The sequence below is a fragment of the Haloarcula rubra genome, assembly GCF_019599465.1.
Classification (GTDB): domain Archaea; phylum Halobacteriota; class Halobacteria; order Halobacteriales; family Haloarculaceae; genus Haloarcula; species Haloarcula rubra.
Genome location: NZ_RKLR01000001.1, coordinates 549,573 through 567,174, shown reverse-complemented (window position 1 = coordinate 567,174; position 17,602 = coordinate 549,573). Strand labels below are relative to the sequence as shown.

Below are 17,602 nucleotides of genomic sequence, written 5' to 3'. Positions count from 1 at the left end.
CGAAAAACGACAGCGCCACGTCGGTTACAAGAGAGGCCGGAGGACGATGCCGAGGCCGGCGATGGCGACGAGGCCGCCGACACCGAGTGCGATGCTCCCGGGGCCCAGCGGGAGCCCAGAGAGGGACTGCGTGTCGTTCCTGTCCGTCGGACCATCCACGATGGTCGCCGTCGGCCCGCGGTCGCTCGTGAATTCCTCGCCGGCCTGCACGGAGAGGGTCCCGATGTCGGCCACGTCGTCGCTCACGCCAGCCCCACGGTACAGCGTGAGGTCGTAGTCGGTCGCGTCGAGGCGCGTGTCCAGCGCTACCTCCGACCCGGGTTCGACCGCCACCGAGTCGGCGTCGGCGGCGGTCCCGAGCGTCGGCCCGTCGTGGCCGGCCGCCGCCGTGTCGAACAGGAGCGTCACGGTGCCGTCGCCGTCGCCGTCGCGGACGGTCGCGTTTATCTCGTAGCCGCTCTCGCGCCCGCCGATGGACACCGTCGCGGCCTCGGCGTCCGCGAGGACGACGGTCAGCCGGGCCGTCTCACCCTGTCGGGCCCGGTAGACGCTCCGCTCGAAGCCGAACTCGGGGGCCTCGTCGACGTCGAACTGCTCGTCGGGTGCGTCGTCGGACTCGACGAGGAGCGTCCCCACGGCGTCGGCGCCGTCGCCCGTGCCGTCGCCGTAGAAGACGCGGTACTCGTAGGCGGCGGGGTCGAGCGTCGACGGCAGGTCGGGTTCCTCGTGCGTGACCGTCAGCGAGTCGTCGGCGTCGGCGGTCGACAGCGTCTCGCCGTCCGTCCCGGCGTTCGCGGTGTCGAACCGGACCGTCACGGTGCCGTCGCCGTCGCCGTCGGTCAGCGACGCGTTGACGAGGTAGTTGACGTCGTCGCCGCCGATAGAGAACACCGCCGTCTCGGTGCCGTCCATCGCGACCGGGATCTCGGCGACGTCGCCCTGTGTCACCTGCACGGCGGCGTCGCCGCTGGGTGCCGGCGTCGGGGTCGGCGTCTCCGGGACCGGGTCGGCGCAGTCGCCGTCACAGGCGACGATCCGTTCCTCGCGTTCGGTGAGGGTCTGGCCGTCGTAGAGCACGGTCAGTCGGTAGGTCGTGTTGGGCGGGGTGCTACTCATGTCGAAGACGGCGGCGAAACTGCCGTCCTCGGCGACGCGAGCGCTCTGCTGGCGGAGGAACGGCGCGTCGGAGTCCGTCGACCGGAGGCGGACGGTCAGTTCCGACCCCGGCGTGACGCTCGTCTCGCCGGTGACGACCTGTCGCTCGGCCGACGCCAGCGGGAGGCTATCGTCGTCGACGGTCGCGCTCTGGGCGGCCAGCGTCGGACCGACGCCGACTACTGTGGCCGAGAGGAGGAGGCCGACGAGCGCGAGCGACCGCGTCGTCATCCACGCACCTCCCAGCGACCGGTTCCATCGCGGTTCGACCGGGGGACACCGTCCGGCGAGCGGACCGTGTCTGGAGGGCAGGTCGTTGGCATGCACTCGACTCGTTGGCACGGTCGTACTAAAGGCTCGCTGAAAGGTTCAATCTCGTTTGAACCGTGACCGAGGACGGCGCAGGTCGCTTCACGGGCCGTCTCGCCGGGTCGACGGGTTTCTTTCCGTCGTCGGCGCGAAACCGCAACCAGAACCTTCAGTACCGAGTGCCGAGTTGAGAACGTATGCACGATTCGCGACGATGCGGTCGCGACAGCGGTCCTGACGCGGCCACCTCGACGGAAGCGGTACGGACAGTCACAGGGGTGGTGTAGGTGCCGGACGCCGTCGACAACGTCGTCCTCGTCACCGTCGACTCGCTCCGGGCCGACGCGCTGGGCGGCGACGACAGCGTCTCACCGGTACTGGACGGACTCGCCGAGGACGGTGTCGTCTTCGAGAACGCCATGGCACACGGCAACTGGACGCCCTTCTCGTTCCCGAGCGTCCACGGCTCTCGGCCGGTCTTCGACGAGGGGGCCGACATCGGCGTGGCGTCGACGCCGACGCTGGCCGAGCGGCTCTCCGAGGCGGGCCTCGACACGGCCGGCTTCAACGCCGCCAACGGGTTCCTCACGGACCACTGGGGGTACGACCGCGGGTTCGACGAGTTCGAACCGTTCGTCGAGAGCGGCGGCTACAGCAAGTACCTCGCGGCCCACCCGACGGTGCAGGCGTGGGTCCAGTTAGCCACGTCGCCGTTCCGCAGGGCCGCGACGGTCCTCAGCGGTGGCTCCGACGCCCGCCCCTTCGCCGACGTCTCCCGGATGGGTGACCTCGAACAGCGCGCGACCGAGTTCCTCGAGGGGACGGACACCGGGTTCTTCCTCTGGGTCCACTACATGGACACCCACACGCCGTACGTCCCGGCGCCCCGACACCTCCGGGAGGTCTCGGACACCCACTTCGGCCTGTTCCGGATGCTCGGCGCCCACCTCCGGACCGGCCTCGGGTGGGACGTCGACGAGCGAACGCTCGGGACGCTCCGGACGCTGTACGACGGGACGGTCAGACAGGTCGACGAGAGCGTCGGCCGTCTGCTCGATACGCTGGACGCCGAGGGATTGGCCGACGACACCGCCGTCGTCGTCGCCGGCGACCACGGCGAGGAGTTCCTCGACCACGGCCACCTCGCCCACTACCCGAAACTGTACGGCGAACTCGTCGAGGTGCCGTACGTGGTGACCCACCCCGACGGCGAGGGCGGGACGGTCCACGAACCCGTCGGCCTCGACACCGTCGCACCGACGGTGTGTGACCTCCTCGGCGTCGACGCCGCGCCAGCGTGGGAGGGCGAGTCGGTGGCCCCGGCGCTGGACGGCGAGACCATCGAGTCCCGGAGCCCGGTCGTGTCGGTCGCCGTGCGGGGCGAGAGCGTGACGAGCCAGCCGATTCCGCGCCGCCTGGACGACGGCGAGTTGCTCGTGAGCGCCCGCGACGCCCGCTGGACGTACGTCGAACACACCGAGTCGGGCCACCGGGAACTGTACGACCGGCGCGAGGACCCGGACGAACAGGTCGACCTCTGTGCGGACGCCACCGAGGGGACCGCACCACCCCCGGTGCTGGACCGCCTCTCGGCGGCCGTCGCCGACCACGTCGACCGCCTCGAATCCGCCGCAGACGCCGACGAGAGCGGCGATGGCGGACAGACGTCTGACGAGATAGCGGCACGCTTAAAGGCTCTCGGTTATAAGTAGCGCACCATGTCGTTCGCCGTCGCCACGTCGCCGCGACGACAGCGACTCGTTCGGTTCTTCCTCGTCGGCCTGACAGCGGCGGCCGTCCAGACGGCGCTGCTCTGGACGTTCGTCGACGTCGGGCGCGTCAACTACCTCGTGAGCGCGTTCGTGGCCATCGAGGCGACCATACTGTTCCAGTACGTCCTCAACAACGCGTGGACGTTCCACCGCTCGCGCCACACGTCGATGCGCGAGTACCTCGTGGGGATGGGGAAGACGAACCTCGTCCGCGGGACGGCTATCCCGCTGCAACTGGGCGCGCTGTACGCGCTGGTGCGGTGGGGCGGGCTGGAGTACCTCGTCGCCAACGCCGTGGCCATCGCGGCGACGGGGCTGTACCGCTACGTGCTGGACTCGAACTGGACGTGGAACTAGGCAACCGTTTTTGCACCGGGCACTCCGAGACGACGTATGGACGATTCGGTACGGTTGGGCGTCGACGTCGGGGGGACGTTCACCGACGTCGTCCTCGTCGCCGACGACGGGATGACGACGGCGAAGGTACCCTCGACGACACCGCAACACGAGGGCGTGCTCTCGGGCGTCGCCGCCGCCTGTGAGGCGGGCGGCGTCGACCCGGGCGAGGTGGACCGGTTCCGTCACGCGATGACCGTGGCGACGAACGCCCTGCTGGAGGCCGACGGCGCAGAGACGGCGCTCGTGACCACCGAGGGGTTCGGCGACGTGCTGGCCATCGGGCGACAGGACCGCCCGGACCTGTACGACCAGTCCGTCGCCAGACCGGACCCGCTGGTCCCCGCCGACCGTCGGTACGAACTCGCCGAACGGGCGACCGTCGAGGGCATCGAGACGCCCGTGGACGAACGCGAGGTCCGGGACCTCGCCGACGCCATCGAGGCCGACGCCGTTGCGGTGTCCTTCCTCCACGCGTACGCACACCCCGAGAACGAGCGCCGCGTCGCCGAGATACTCCGTGCGGAACTCGACGCGTCGGTGTCGGCCAGCCACGAGGTGTTGGCGGCCTTCCGGGAGTACGAACGCACCGCGACCACGGTGGCCGACGCCTACGTCACGCCGGTCATCGACGCCTATCTCGGCCGACTGGTCGACGGCGCGACCGACCGCGGCCTCCCCGAACCGCGGGTGATGCAGTCGAACGGCGGCATCGCCGACGCCGACACCGTCCGGGGACACGCGGTGACGACGGCGCTCTCGGGCCCGGCCGCGGGCGTCGTCGGCACGAGCGCCTTCGAACCCGACGACGCCGCCGGCCTCGTCACCTTCGACATGGGCGGGACCTCCAGCGACGTCTCGCTCGTTCGCGAGGGCGAGGTAGAGCGGACCACGCAGGCAGACGTTGGCGGGCGTCCGGTCCGGGTACCGATGGTCGACGTGGAGACGGTCGGTGCCGGCGGCGGGTCTATCGCGTGGGTCGACGCCGGCGGTGCGCTCCGCGTGGGCCCTCGCTCGGCGGGGGCCGACCCCGGCCCGGCCTGCTACGGGCAGGGCGGGACCGACCCGACGGTGACCGACGCGGCGCTCCTGTTGGGGTATCTCGGCGCCGACACCACCCTCGGGTCGGACCTCGAACTCGACGCCGACGCCGCCCGAACGGCCCTGTCGGACCTCGCGGCCGATGCGGGGCTGGAGGGTCCGCTGGCGGCCGCTCGCGGCGTCTACCGCGTCGCCAACGCGACGATGACCAGAACGATTCGGAGCGTCACGGCCGAACGCGGCCACGACCCCCGCGAGTTCGCGATGGCGGCGTTCGGCGGCGCTGGCCCGATGCATGCGGCGGCGCTGGCCGACAGACTGGGCGTCTCGACGGTGGTCGTCCCCCGGGCCAGCGGCGTCCTCTCTGCGCTGGGCCTGCTGGCGGCCGACGAGCAACACGACGCCGTCCGCACCTACCGCACTCGGCTGGACGAGGTGGACGTCGCGGCCATCGAGTCCGTCGTCGAGGACCTCGAAGCCGAGGTGCTGGCCGAGACGAGCGACCCCGACGCGGCGACGGTCACCGTCGAGGCCGACTGCCGCTACGCCGGCCAGAGTCACGAACTCGGCGTCGAAATCGGGGACTTCGACCGAGCGAGCCTCCGCGCGCGGTTCCACGCGGTCCACGAACGGGCCCACGGCTACCGCCTGCCCGACGCCGCCGTCGAACTGGTGACCCTGCGGGCGACAGCCACCGTCGGCCACGAGATGCCGCCTCTCGCCCACACAGCGAGCGACGGCCCCGCCCGGACCGGCGCCCGCGACGTCTCGTTCGGCGACCGGTGGCACGAGTCGCCGGTCCTCGACTGGGCGGCGCTCGGTCCCGGAACGGAACGCGACGGCCCCGCCATCGTCGAGGGCGGCGAGAGTACTGTCGTCGTCCCGCCGAACTGGACGCTGATTGCCGACGACCGCGGGACGCTCCGACTGGAGGGTGACCGATGACTGCTGACGGAGGAGACACGATGACGGCCCACGACCTCGACGCGGTCGAACCATCTTTTTCGTCGTTGGGTGCCGTCGCTACGCTCCGGCACCTCGCCTCGAAAAACATGGGTGAAAACGGCCGGCCGCTCGGCAGCGGCCTCGCGGCCGGTACGGCGGAGGCGACACGATGACGGCCCACGACCTCGACGCGGTGGAACTCGAAATCCTGCGCAACCAGCTAGAGAGCGTCGCCGAGGAGATGGGACAGGTCCTGATTCGGGGCGCGTTCTCCCCGAACATCACCGAGCGCCGGGACTGTTCGACGGCGCTGTTCGACGCCGACGGCCACCTCGTCGCACAGGCCGAACACATCCCGGTCCATCTGGGCGCGATGCCCGAAGCCGTCGACGCCGTCCTCGACCGGGACCCCGACCCGGGCGACGTGTTCGTCCTGAACGACCCGTTCACCGGCGGGACCCACCTGCCGGACGTGACGCTCGTCTCCCCGGTCTGTCCGGCGGGCGAGATACTCGGCTACGCCGTCTCGCGCGCCCACCACGCCGACGTGGGCGGGATGGCGCCCGGGAGTATGCCCGCGGGCGCCCGTGACATCCAGCAGGAGGGCCTGCGCATCCCGCCGACGAGACTCGTCGCCGGCGGCGAGCGACGCGAGAGCGTCTGGACCCTCCTCGAAGCGAACGTCCGCAACCCGGCGGAACGCCGGGCTGACCTCCGTGCGCAACTCGGGGCCAACGAGCGCGGGGCCGAGCGAGTCGCGGAGTTGCTCGAGGACCACGGCGACCGTCTGCTGACGGCGTTCGACGCCGTGCGCGACTACTCCCGACAGCGCGTCGAGGCGGAACTCCGCGAGTTCCCCGACGGCACCTACACCGCCAGCGACGTGTTGGAGGGTGACGGCGTCACCGACGCCGACGTCCCCATCGAGGTGACGGTGACCGTCGACGGCGCGACGCTGGACGTGGACTTCGCCGGCACGTCCCCGCAGGTCGACGGCAACGTGAACGCGCCGCTCTCGGTCGCGAAGAGCGCCGTCTACTTCGTCGTCCGGGCGGTCACCGACCCCGACGTGCCGCCGAACGGCGGGTGTTACGACCCCGTTCGGGTCCACGCACCGCCGGGGTCGCTGTTGAACCCCGAGCCACCGGCCGCGGTGGTCGGCGGCAACGTCGAGACGAGTCAGCGGGTGACCGACGTGGTGTTCCGGGCGCTGGCGGAGGCGGTGCCCGACCGCGTGCCGGCGGCCGGACAGGGGACGATGAACAACGTCGTCGTCGGCGGGCCGGGGTTCAGTTACTACGAGACGGTCGGCGGCGGCATGGGCGCGAGCGTCGACGCCGACGGCCCCTCGGGCGTGCAGGTCGGGATGACGAACACCCTGAACACGCCGGTCGAGGCGCTGGAAGCTGCTTACCCCCTCCGCGTCGAGGCGTACGGCCTGCGCGACGGGAGCGGCGGCGCGGGCCGACACCGCGGCGGCGACGGCCTCGTCCGCGAACTCACGGTCGAGGAGGCGGCCACCGTCTCCCTGCTGACCGAGCGACGCCGGACGGCGCCGTGGGGGCTGGCCGGTGGCGACGACGGCGCGCCGGGGCGCAACGAAATCGACGGGGAGCGAGTGCCAGCGAAGGTGACGAGGGAGGTAGAGGCCGGGACGACCGTCCGGGTCGAGACGCCCGGCGGTGGCGGCTACGGCGACCCGGAGTGAGCGGGACGCCAGCCCCCGTCGGCCGGGGTCGGGCGGTCCGGGTGACCGACCAACTGTCGCACAAACCGCGTTTTGAACGTCCAGAAGGCACTTACAGGCCGTGGACCCATCGGTGACCATGCGACGCCGACGCCTCCTCACCGCGCTCGGTGCCGCCCCGCTCGCCGTGGCCGGGTGCCTGTCATCGGCCCCGAGCGCCGGCGCCGACCTGCCCGAAGACTGCCCGACCTCCCAGAACCTCGGTGTCGAGTGGCCCGAGCAGTTGGACGCGAGCACGGTCGAGTCGTTCGTCGAGCGCTACGAGGGGACCTACTACCGGGAGGTCGTCGTCGACTACGAGCCCGAGACGCGGCTGGACGCCTACGCCCTGCACGGGAGCGTGACCGACCCGCCGACGCGACGCGGTGACGGCTGGGTCGTCTCCTACTCGGGCAGCGGTGGGGTGTACAGGCCGACGCTGCTACTGGAGGCAGAGACCGGCGAGGCGCCCGAGGGCATAACTCCCGTCCCGGTGGCCAGCATCGACAACGCGCCGCTGACCGAGACGCTCCGCGAGGCGGCCGAGACCGGTTCGGCGCAGCTACACGTCGAATCGCCGGACGAGCAGTATCTCGACATGCTGGACGCCACCGCCGACCACTTCGACGGGCCGGCGGGCCGCGGCGACACCGACACGCTGTACGTCGACGTCGATGGCACCACGGTCGAACTCTCGGTGAAGGCGACGAACTTCCACGGGGACTACTGGTGGAGCGTCCGGTACTACGTCGACGAGCGGGTCGTGCGGCGAGCGGCCGACGAGGAGACCGCCCCGCGGAACGGGACGCTTCTGGAGTGTCGGCCCCTCGAGTGAGCGCCGACGGACGGAACACAACTCGTCGCCCGGGCCCGCGCTCAGGCCGTCGGGACGGGGACGTCGTCGAGTACGTCCGCCAGCACGTCGCGTTTCTCGACTTGCTCGACGCGGGCGTCCGGCGTGAGGACGAGTCGGTGGGCCAGCACCGGCTGGGCGACCCGCTTGACGTCGTCCGGGGCGACGAACTCGCGGCCCTCGATGGTCGCCATCGCGCGAGCGGCCTCGAAGAGGCGCTGGGTCCCGCGCGGTGAGACGCCCACCTCGACGCGGTAGTCCTCTCGGGTCGAGCGAGCGATGCCGGCCATGTACGCCAGCAGGTCGTCGTCGACGGTGACCGTCTCGGGGACGGCTCGGAGTGCTTCCACCCGGTCGCTGTCCAGCACCGCCTCGACGCTGGGGCTCTGCTCGGTCCGGCCGGCCCGCCGACGGAGGAGTTCGACTTCGCCCCGGTCGTCCGGGTAGCCGATGGAACTCTTCGCGAGGAACCGGTCGACCTGCGCTTCGGGCAGTTCGAAGGTCCCCTCCATGTCGACGGGGTTCTGCGTGGCGATGACGAAGAACGGGTCCGGGAGGGCGTACGTGTCGCCGTCGACGGTGACCTGTCCCTCCTCCATCGCCTCTAAGAGTGCCGACTGGGTCTTCGGCGGGGCGCGGTTTATCTCGTCGGCGAGCACCACGTTCGCGAAGATGGGTCCGCGGTTGAACTCGAACTCGCGGGTCTGTTCGTCGAACACGTGTGTCCCGGTGATGTCCGCCGGGAGGAGGTCGGGCGTGAACTGTACCCGGGAGAACGAGAGGCCGAGGGCCGTCGCGACGCTCCGGGCGGTGAGCGTCTTGCCGGTGCCGGGCACGTCCTCCAGCAGGACGTGGCCCTTGCCGACGACGCCGAGGAGGACCGTCTCGAAGAACTCCCGTTCGGCGACGACTGCACGGCCGACTTCGTCGAGGACCTGACTCGTCACGTCGCGCGCTTCAGTGACGTCCATACCCGTGCGTGTCACGCGTCCGGCATATGCGTGTCGAGAACACACCTCCCGGCGAATCGAAACGCCTAAAGAGCAAACCACGGTACAACAGCATGAGCCGAGGTAGCCTAGCCTGGCCAAGGCGGTTGCTTCGAGAGCAACTGTCCTCACGGACTCAGGAGTTCAAATCTCCTCCTCGGCGTTTCTGTCGACGCTACTCGACGAGCACCGCGAGTCGGCGGTCCCCGCTCGGCGGCGGACCCCCGCTTCACACGCCGGCGACGAGGAAGATGAGGACGCTGATGGCCATCACGACGAGGATGAACGCCGCCGCCAGCGCCCCGCCGAGCGACACCATCGCGTTGGCCGTCGAGGCCAGCGTCTCGGTGCGGTCGTTGCCGAACACCGTCACCTCGGCGGTGTCGCTGGCCATCCCGGCCTCGACGGGTTCGAGGTCGGCGACGGCGCGGTCGACGAGGTCGGCGACCAGTGCGACGACCTCCGCCTCCGGGATGGCCTGTCCGACCTGATTCTCGGCCTCGACGGTGTTGACGATGTGCGTGTCGCTGGTCATCACCTCCAGCGTGTCGACCCCGTCCACGGCGTCGAGGATGCGGTCACGGAGGCCGGGTTCCATGTTGTTGCCGTCGACGAGTGCGTAGGCGGTCTTCTGCCCGTCCACCTCGAAGACACAGACGCGGATGCCCAGCGGACCGATCCCATCCGCCGGTTCCCACGGCGTCTCGTCCCACGCGACGCCACAGCGCAACTCGCCCGTCTCGGCCTCGGTGAGGAGGCGGGCGAGTTTCCCGGTCCCGTGAATCATGTCGAAGGAGCGCTGGCTCCCGGGGACGACGTGGCCGAGGTCGTCGCCCTCCAGTCCGTCGTTGGAGTTGTGTGCGTCGACCAGCAGGACGTCCTCGATGTCGCCCGACCGGGCCTCGGACATGGCCGAGAGGCCGACGGAGTAGTCGACGTCGTCGGCACATCCGGGCGCGTACGTCGCGACGACGAAGGCGTCGCCGCCGAACGCCTGTCCGGTCAGCGTCGCCTCGCCCTCGGTGATGCGGTGGCCGGCCGTCGCCTCGGTGCTGTACTCGATGTCGTCGTAGGCCCGGTCCGCGGTCTCCAGAATCGTGTCGACTTCCCGCTCGGTGACGAGGTTGAAGTCGTGGCCGGCGGTGGCGTGGGGCGGGAAGGCGAGGCCGTCGGCGGACTCGGCGACCCGTTTCGGGAGGTTCCCGCCGCCTATCTCGCCCATCGGGCCGGGGTGTATCATCGGCAGGACGAACCGAGCCTTCTCCTCACCGTCGGGCCGCCGGACCGAGAGGACGGTCACGGGGACGATGGCCTCCTCGCCGATGTCCTCGAAGAACGCCTCCAGTTCGTCCGACCCCTCGGCGATGTGGCCGATGAACCCACGGAGGAAGTCCAGCGCCGAGACGCCCAGCGAGGAGCGCCACGGCTGGTCGATGACGACGAGGAAGAGCCACACCGCCAGCGCGTAGATGGCACAGATGACGCCCAGCAGGACGAAGTCGGCGGGGATGAACCCCTGAATCTCCGGCGGGGCCTGTTCGGCGCGGGCCAGCGTCTCTCTGAGCGTCGGGTTGTCGAGGATGAACGCCGTCGCGCCGCTGTAGATGGCCAGCAACCCGGCGGCGGCGACGGTCTGGACGCTCGCGGGGACGGCCGCCTTCAACAGCGAGTGGCGGGAGACGGCCATCAGGATGAGCAGGCGGAAGGCGAAGATGGAGGCCAGTGCGACCAGCAGGACGTCGAAGACGAAGTTCTGGCCGAGCCGTGGGCTGACGAGGGCGACGACGCCCGCCGCCGTCAGGAACGCGATGGTGATCAGTTCGCAGATGAGCGCCAGCAGGGAGGCCCGGTTGGGCGTGAGTTGGCCGTCGAGTCGCTGGTCGACCCACGGCGTGACGGCGCCGGCGATGGCCGTCGGAAAGCCGATGAAGAAGATTCCCTGCCACGCGTCGTCCAGCACGAACCGCGAGTCGAACGCGGCCACGCCGGTCAGCGCGGCGATGAACAGGGCGAACGTGAGGCTCGCGTACCAGTTCGGCGCCCGGAAGATGAACCGGGAGAGACTGGCGAGGTTCCCCTGTGTCGCAGTCATTTATTACTCACTCCCCGCGTCGGCACATAAAACAGTCGCTTGCTGTCGGTTACTGCGTGGGCGCGGATTGCCGGTCACAGACCGCGAGGAAGTTCTCGAAGACGGCTTCACCTTCCTCGGTGTGGGCGACTTCGGGGTGCCACTGGACGCCGAAGAGGTTGCGGTCGGTGTCGCTCATCGCCTCGACGCCACAGACGTCCGACGTCGCGGTGCACTCGAAGCCCTCGGGGACCGCCTTCACTTCGTCGGCGTGACTGGCCCAGACGCGCGTCTCCGGGGCCAGCGAGCCGATAAGGGGGTCCTCCTCGTCCAGAATCTCGACGGTGACGTCGGCGTAGCCGCCGTACTCCCCACTGCCGACGCGGCCACCGAGTTCCTTCGCGATGAGTTGCATGCCGAGACAGATGCCCAGCACCGGCACGTCGAGGTCGAGGTACTCGGGGCAGTTGCCGATGTCGTCCATGTCCGGGCCACCGGAGAGGACGACGCCGTCCGCCTCGATGTCCTCCGGCGGCGTGTCGTTGTCCAGCAGTTCGACGTCGACGCCCATGTCCCGGAGCGCACGTTGCTCCAGATGGGTGAACTGACCGTGGTTGTCGATGACGACGATGTGAGTCATTGGATACTGTCACGCCATCGGGGCGTATATATCTCCTGAAACGGGGCTCACAGCAACTTCGGACGGGGTACGTCCGAGCACAGGACCGTGGCAGGCGGCTGAACGCCCCGCTGTCCGGCAGGCACGCAGTCACTCGCCGTCGTCGTACCGCTCGGCCGCCGACTGGAACCCCATCTCGGACTGCTCCTTCGAGCGGCGCCCCTCCTTCTCCGCGATGGCCTCCGGGTCCGGGTTCACGTCGTCGTCGATTCGCGCCCACGACCCGTGGACCTTCGAGTGACACCAGCGGCAGAGGTACACCGTGATCTCGTGGGCGAGGTCGGCGTCGTCGCCGTCTCGCGTCTCGTCGTACGACAGGTGGTGCTCTTCGAGGAGTGGCCGTTCGTCGGAGTGGGCCATCCGGCGCTCTGCGAGGCCACAGCGGATGCACTCGCGGTCCCGGTTCCGACAGCGGAAGTGCGGGCAGTCGCTCCAGTCCCACTCGGCACCTGCCGGGTCGTCGTCCGGTCCCACTGCCGCCGGACACCGGAACGCCTCGGCGCTCCGGGCGTCGGCGAACGCCGGGTCGTGGTGGCCGTGTTCGCGCGCCCAGCGGCACTTCCCCTCGTCGGTGACGAAGTCACACCGGTCGACGTGGTCGTAGGGGTCGTCGACGCCGACGCTGGTGCCGCCCGGTGCCTTCTCCATGCCCGCTGGTGGGGCCCGGAGACACCTGAATCTGACTCCCCGCCGACCGACGGAACGCTTTTGCCCGGTGGCCGTCTCGGCCGGCGTATGCGCATCGTCCACGACCCGGACGGACACCCCCAGACACTCGCTCACGAGGTCGACCGGGCCGAGTCCCTGCTCGAACAGGCCCGGGGGCTGATGTTCCGGCGGTCGATTCCCGACGACTACGCGCTCGTCTTTCCGTTCGACGACGTGGGCACCCGCTCTATCCACATGCTGTTCGTCCCGTTCCCGCTGGACGTGCTGTGGCTGGCCGACGACGAGGTGCAGGCAGTCGAGACGGTCTCGCCGTGGTACGGCGTCGGGTGGGCCAGAGCCGACACCGTTCTCGAACTGCCCGCCGGGGCCGCCGACGGCGTCAGCGAGGGCGATACGGTCGTCGTGGAGGGGTGACGGACGTGTCGTCGGCCCACGCCGTCCTTCCGGCAGATTTTAAAGGATGAACGTGTGAGTAGCTAACACCATGTCGGAACACCCGACGGAGGATAGAGGAAGTCGCCGCGAGGCGGCTGGGTGTGAAATTCGCCCCCAAGAGTGACGGAAGTGAATCTTCTGTGAGTCAGCACACATTGTTCGGGGACCATCCAGCGACGCGTCCCCTCGACGAGGTCGGTGAGGTACAGTTTCTCGATACCACGCTGCGCGACGGCGAACAGGCCCCCGGTGTCTCGCTGACGCCGGACGACAAGGCCGACATCGCACGCAAACTCGACGCCGCGCGTATCGACGTCATCGAGGCCGGGAGCGCCTGCACCGGGCCGGGCGAGCGCGAGACCATCTCGCGGGTCGCCGAACTGGACCTCGACGCGACGGTGACGAGTTTCTGTCGCGGCATCCGGAACGACATCGACCTCGCGGTAGAGTGCGGGGTCGACGGCGTCAACCTCGTCGTCCCGGCCAGCGACCGCCACGTCGAGGACAAGGTCGGCACCTCGAAGGCAGACAACGTCGACTCGACCGTCGAACTCGTCGAGTACGCGAAAGACCACGGCCTGTGGGTCGAGGTCATCGGCGAGGACGGTTCCCGCGCGGACCTCGACTACCTCGAAGAACTGCTCGGCGCGGCCGTCGAGGCCGGGGCCGACCGCATCTGCTGGGCCGACACCGTCGGCCACGCGACGCCCGACCGCGCGCTCGAGTGTGTCTCCCGCCTCTCGGAACTGGGGCCGGTCAGCACGCACACCCACGACGACCTCGGCCTCGCCGTGACGAACGCGCTCGTCTCCGTCGCCGCCGGCGCGGACCTCGTCCACGGCACCATCAACGGCATCGGCGAACGGGCCGGTAACGTCGCCCTCGAGGAGGTGGCTATCGCGCTCGACCACGGGTACGGCGTCGAGACGATGGACCTGACGAAGGTGTACGACCTCGCCGACCTCATCGCAAACCGGACCGGCATCCCGCTGGCCCCGAACAAGGCCGTCGTCGGGCAGAACGCCTTCACCCACGAGTCGGGCATCCACACCGACGGCACGCTGAAAGACGACGCGATGTACGAGCCCTACCCACCGGAGAAGGTGGGCCGCGAGCGTCGTCTCGCACTCGGCAAACACGCCGGCCGCGCCGGTGTGCAGGCCGCCCTTGAGGAACACGACGTGGACGTCACCGACGACCAACTCTCCGACATCGTCGCCCGCGTCAAGGAGATCGGCGACCGGGGCAAGCGCGTCACCGACGCCGATCTGCTGACCATCGCCGACGAGGTGACCGGCCAGTCGCAGGACCGCCGCGTCGAACTGCTCGGTCTGACCGCCGTCTCCGGGTCGGACACGCCGACGGCGAGCGTGCGGCTCTCCGTCGACGGCGAGGAACGCAAGGAGGCCGCCGTCGGGTCCGGACCCGTCGACGCCGCGATGAACGCCGCCGAGGCGGCGCTGTCCCACACCGCCGACGCGACGCTCGAAGACTACCACGTCGACGCTATCACCGGCGGTACCGACGCGATGGTCACCGTCGAGATAGAGATGTCTCGCGGGGACGACACGGTGGTGGTGTCGGCCAGCGACTCGGACATCACGCGGGCCTCCGTGCGGGCGATGGTCGACGCGATGGACCGGCTGGTGGCCGACGAAGACGAGACGCTGGTCGCCGACGACTGAGCGGACCGTCACTCGACGCAGTGGATACGGAAAAGCGGGGACTGGCGGGCTACGCGGTAATCTCTGCTCGGGCCTGTTCGTCTCGCTGTTCGGTCACGACGACTTTCTGTCCGCGTTCGACTTCGACGCGGCAGCCGGACATCGAGAAAGAGAAGGTGGCGACGAGGCTCCCGTCCGAGGAGTCGAACAGCTCGTCGAGCGCTTCGGGGTCGATACAGTCGTAGAGACACTCGTCTAGGTCCATCGGGTCGATACCCTTCGCGTCGGCGATACCGAAGACGATTGTCTGACTCAGTGGTTCGGACGGTGAGGTAGTGTACACGTGTTGGGTTCCTGTCATCGGTTGCACTCCGCTATCGGTCAATCATTCCGTTGCAAAAAACGCATTCTGGCTATACAGAACGATACCGTCTTCGAGCGACACTATGCAGATAGCGACCCGGTCAGCCGTCCTCTAACACCAGTTCGAGCAGTTTTCGCTCGCTGACACGTAGGTGACGGTTCACCGTCGGCTGGGTGATGTCCAGCATCGACGCGACTTCCTCGCCGGTCGTCTCGCGGGGCCAGTCGAAGAAGCCACTGAGGTAGGCCGTCTGCAACACCTCCAGTTGTCTGTCGGTGAGTCTCTCTTCGAGGACGGCCCGGACGCTGCCGTGGTTCGGTTGGCGCGTCGTCTTCTCCCGCCGGGCGTTCAACTGCACGTCGTCGTACCGGCTCTCCAGTTGCTCGACGAACGTCCGCACGTCCGCCCCGGCCGCGAGGTGGACGACGACGTCGACCCGGTCGGGACGCGCTTCGAGGTCGCCGAGCCGGGCCCCCTGGTCGGTGACCGCTCGAACGACCGTCTCGCCCTCGACGACCACTTCGTACAGGTCTTCGGAGACCGGCGACACCGACTGGACTTGCCGTATCCCGGCTATCGCCTCCGTGACCGTCGCTGGCTCCCCGTCCGGGACGCGGACGAACAGCCTCGTGGCGTCGGCCTCGCCGGGGACCACGCCCTCGCAGGTAATCCGCTGGTCGAGGCGTCGCGCCACCTGCGTGGTGAACGGTTTCGACCCCGGGACCGAGAGGGCGAGTTCGACCACGCCGTCGCCCGGGCGCCGTTGCCGGGACTCTATCTCCCGCATCGCGTTCGCGATGCTCTCCCCGAGTTCGGCGAACACGGACTCGAGCGTCTCGCCGAAGTGCTCTGTCCGGTCCGCGTAGACGGTCAACACGCCGTAGAGGTAGTCGTCGTACGCCAGCGGGACGCTGATGGCCGAGCGGAAGTCTCGGGAGATGGCTTCGGTCCGCCAGTGGCCGCGTCGCAGGTCGTCGGTGATACACGGGACGAGGGTCGTCGTCCCCGACTGTGCCGTCTGGACCGCGGGCGGCCCGTCGTCGCCGGCGGTCGACTGGCTGACCGCGTCGAGATAGCTCGACGACCGACCGGCCCACGCACGCGGGTCGACGCCGTCCTCCGTCGACCGACCGAGCCAGACGAACGAGAACCACTTCGAGGCCGCGAGTTCGTCGCAGACGGCCTGTTCGATGGCCTCGCAGGTGTCGGCCTCGACGAGGACGCGGTCGACCCGTCGGATGATGGCGTTGACCTCCTTCAACTGCCTGAGTTCCTCGTTCTGCTGGCGCCGCTCCTCCTCGCGCTCTCGCAGGGCCGTCTCGCGGTCGACGCGGGCGAGTGCGGCCTCGGCGCTGCTGGCGAGCAAGTCCACGAGTTCGCGCGTCCGTTCGTCGAGGCCGTCGCTGGGCGTCTGCGCGTAGAACACCCCGTGGTCGGTCAGCGAGCGGTAGATGGCGCCCGTCCCCAGCGTCGCCCCCTCGTCGTCGACGAAGACGTCCCAGACGAGGCCGCCGTCGGGGCCGACGGCGGACAGGTCGGTCTCGTCGACGGCCGCGTCCGGGCCGACGGCGCTCGGTCGGAGGAGGTTCTCGCACCGGTCGAACAGGTAGACGGTCACGCCAGAGAGGTCCAGAACGTCCGCCGCCGTCTCCGCGATGACCGTCGCCACCTCGTCTTTCGTCTCGGCCCGGAGCAGTTGCCGCGTGGAGTCGTGGAGCGACGCGAGCATGCGGGCGAACTGCTGACGGTCGGAGACGTCCCTGACGACGCCTACCTGTCGGTAGTGGTCGTCTTCGAGGCTGTGCGTCGAGAACCGCGTCTCGACGGGGACCGTCCCTGCGTCGGCCGTCTGGAGTTCCGTCGTCATGGTCGCGACGTCTAACTCCCCGTCTCTGAGTTGCTTGCTCAGCGTCGCCGCCCGGTCGATAGTCGACTCGTCCGCGAGCAACGACGCGTCGGCCCCCACCAGCGTCTCCCGGTCGTAGCCGGTAATCGACGCCATCGCGTCGTTGACCGTCCGGATGGTGGCGGTGTCGTCGAGCGTGTACACGCCGTCCTCGATGGTCTCCACGATGCGCTCGTACGCTTCGAGCGTTCGCTCGCGCTCCTGTCGCTCGGTCACGTCGTGGCCGATGCCGAGATACACCGTCTCGCCCTCCGACTCGTGGCGCTCGAACGCGAGGTCGACCCAGCGGTCGTCCTCGACGGTCTGGCAGCAGGTCGTGACGTACGCCCCGGTCTGGGCGCAGTTGGCTTCGATACGGCCGCGGGTCGCCGCCGGGAACAGGTTCGGGAGCGACCGACCGACGAGCGTCTCGGCCGGCGTCTCGACCAGCGAACAGAGGTGTTCGTTCGCGGCGAGGACTCGCAACTCCGTGTCGACGACGACGGCCGGTTCGGGAAGCCGAGTGACGAGTGAGTCGAGAAACGCGCGTGGTGTCTGTGACGTCTCGGTTGTGGTGGTCCGCTCACCCGAGGAGTCACTGACCGACTTTTCCATGCACGCCCGTCCGTGCCTGTCGTTGGAAAGTGTG

General features: G+C 69.5%; 15 protein-coding genes and 1 tRNA gene. 9 read left to right on the top strand and 7 right to left on the bottom strand.

Annotation, left to right across the window (positions count from 1 at the left end; genetic code table 11):
* Positions 1 to 24: 24 nt before the first annotated feature.
* Entirely contained in the window at positions 25 to 1,386 is a 1,362-nt protein-coding gene (locus EGH21_RS03065; RefSeq protein WP_220616993.1) for a DUF7827 domain-containing protein, read from the bottom strand.
* 365 nt (positions 1,387 to 1,751) lie between these two features.
* Between EGH21_RS03065 and EGH21_RS03060 the strand changes: the two genes are divergently transcribed.
* The 6 genes from EGH21_RS03060 to EGH21_RS03035 all read left to right on the top strand — a co-directional run bounded on the left by EGH21_RS03060 (position 1,752) and on the right by EGH21_RS03035 (position 8,179).
* Positions 1,752 to 3,176: a sulfatase gene (locus EGH21_RS03060; protein WP_220616992.1), complete on the top strand. Its 1,425-nt coding sequence runs from the start codon at positions 1,752 to 1,754 to the stop codon at positions 3,174 to 3,176.
* A gap of 6 nt (positions 3,177 to 3,182) precedes the next feature.
* Positions 3,183 to 3,593 (top strand): GtrA family protein, encoded by a 411-nt coding sequence (locus EGH21_RS03055; protein ID WP_220616991.1) that lies wholly within the window; start codon positions 3,183 to 3,185, stop codon positions 3,591 to 3,593.
* A 36-nt stretch (positions 3,594 to 3,629) separates the two neighbouring features.
* Positions 3,630 to 5,618, top strand: a complete 1,989-nt coding sequence (locus tag EGH21_RS03050) for a hydantoinase/oxoprolinase family protein (protein WP_220616990.1) — start codon at positions 3,630 to 3,632, stop codon at positions 5,616 to 5,618.
* Entirely contained in the window at positions 5,615 to 5,791 is a 177-nt protein-coding gene (locus EGH21_RS03045) for a hypothetical protein (RefSeq protein WP_220616989.1), read from the top strand. Before EGH21_RS03050 ends, EGH21_RS03045 begins: the two co-directional genes overlap by 4 nt.
* Positions 5,788 to 7,326 (top strand): hydantoinase B/oxoprolinase family protein, encoded by a 1,539-nt coding sequence (locus EGH21_RS03040; RefSeq protein WP_220616988.1) that lies wholly within the window; start codon positions 5,788 to 5,790, stop codon positions 7,324 to 7,326. Before EGH21_RS03045 ends, EGH21_RS03040 begins: the two co-directional genes overlap by 4 nt.
* 118 nt (positions 7,327 to 7,444) lie before the next feature.
* Positions 7,445 to 8,179, top strand: coding sequence for a hypothetical protein (locus EGH21_RS03035; protein ID WP_220616987.1), 735 nt, complete (start codon positions 7,445 to 7,447; stop codon positions 8,177 to 8,179).
* Positions 8,180 to 8,220: 41 nt separating this feature from the next.
* Here EGH21_RS03035 and EGH21_RS03030 read toward each other — a convergent pair whose 3' ends face one another.
* On the bottom strand, positions 8,221 to 9,168 hold the full coding sequence (locus EGH21_RS03030) for an AAA family ATPase (RefSeq protein WP_220616986.1): 948 nt from the start codon (positions 9,166 to 9,168) through the stop codon (positions 8,221 to 8,223).
* Positions 9,169 to 9,264: 96 nt separating this feature from the next.
* Between EGH21_RS03030 and EGH21_RS03025 the strand changes: the two genes are divergently transcribed.
* A tRNA-Ser gene (locus tag EGH21_RS03025) sits at positions 9,265 to 9,349 on the top strand.
* A gap of 66 nt (positions 9,350 to 9,415) precedes the next feature.
* Here the strand turns inward: EGH21_RS03025 and EGH21_RS03020 are convergent.
* The 3 genes from EGH21_RS03020 to EGH21_RS03010 all read right to left on the bottom strand — a co-directional run bounded on the left by EGH21_RS03020 (position 9,416) and on the right by EGH21_RS03010 (position 12,584).
* A complete protein-coding gene (locus EGH21_RS03020; protein ID WP_220616985.1) occupies positions 9,416 to 11,278 on the bottom strand; it encodes a DUF2070 family protein in 1,863 nt (620 codons plus the stop codon).
* A 49-nt stretch (positions 11,279 to 11,327) separates the two neighbouring features.
* Positions 11,328 to 11,897, bottom strand: coding sequence for a GMP synthase subunit A (locus EGH21_RS03015; RefSeq protein WP_220616984.1), 570 nt, complete (start codon positions 11,895 to 11,897; stop codon positions 11,328 to 11,330).
* 129 nt (positions 11,898 to 12,026) lie between these two features.
* Positions 12,027 to 12,584, bottom strand: coding sequence for a DUF7097 family protein (locus tag EGH21_RS03010; protein ID WP_220616983.1), 558 nt, complete (start codon positions 12,582 to 12,584; stop codon positions 12,027 to 12,029).
* Positions 12,585 to 12,671: 87 nt separating this feature from the next.
* Between EGH21_RS03010 and EGH21_RS03005 the strand changes: the two genes are divergently transcribed.
* The gene (locus EGH21_RS03005) at positions 12,672 to 13,019 is read left to right on the top strand and encodes a DUF192 domain-containing protein (RefSeq protein ID WP_220616982.1); all 348 of its coding nucleotides are present in this window, start codon (positions 12,672 to 12,674) and stop codon (positions 13,017 to 13,019) included.
* A 161-nt stretch (positions 13,020 to 13,180) separates the two neighbouring features.
* Positions 13,181 to 14,725, top strand: coding sequence for a (R)-citramalate synthase (locus EGH21_RS03000; protein WP_328765164.1), 1,545 nt, complete (start codon positions 13,181 to 13,183; stop codon positions 14,723 to 14,725).
* 49 nt (positions 14,726 to 14,774) lie between these two features.
* On the opposite strand, the gene EGH21_RS02995 is transcribed toward EGH21_RS03000, so the two are convergent.
* Positions 14,775 to 15,065, bottom strand: coding sequence for a HalOD1 output domain-containing protein (locus EGH21_RS02995; protein ID WP_220616981.1), 291 nt, complete (start codon positions 15,063 to 15,065; stop codon positions 14,775 to 14,777).
* Positions 15,066 to 15,168: 103 nt separating this feature from the next.
* Positions 15,169 to 17,568 carry a bacterio-opsin activator domain-containing protein gene (locus tag EGH21_RS02990; protein ID WP_220616980.1) on the bottom strand — a complete coding sequence of 800 codons (2,400 nt, stop codon included), beginning with the start codon at positions 17,566 to 17,568 and terminating at the stop codon, positions 15,169 to 15,171.
* Between the last annotated feature and the right edge of the window lie 34 nt (positions 17,569 to 17,602).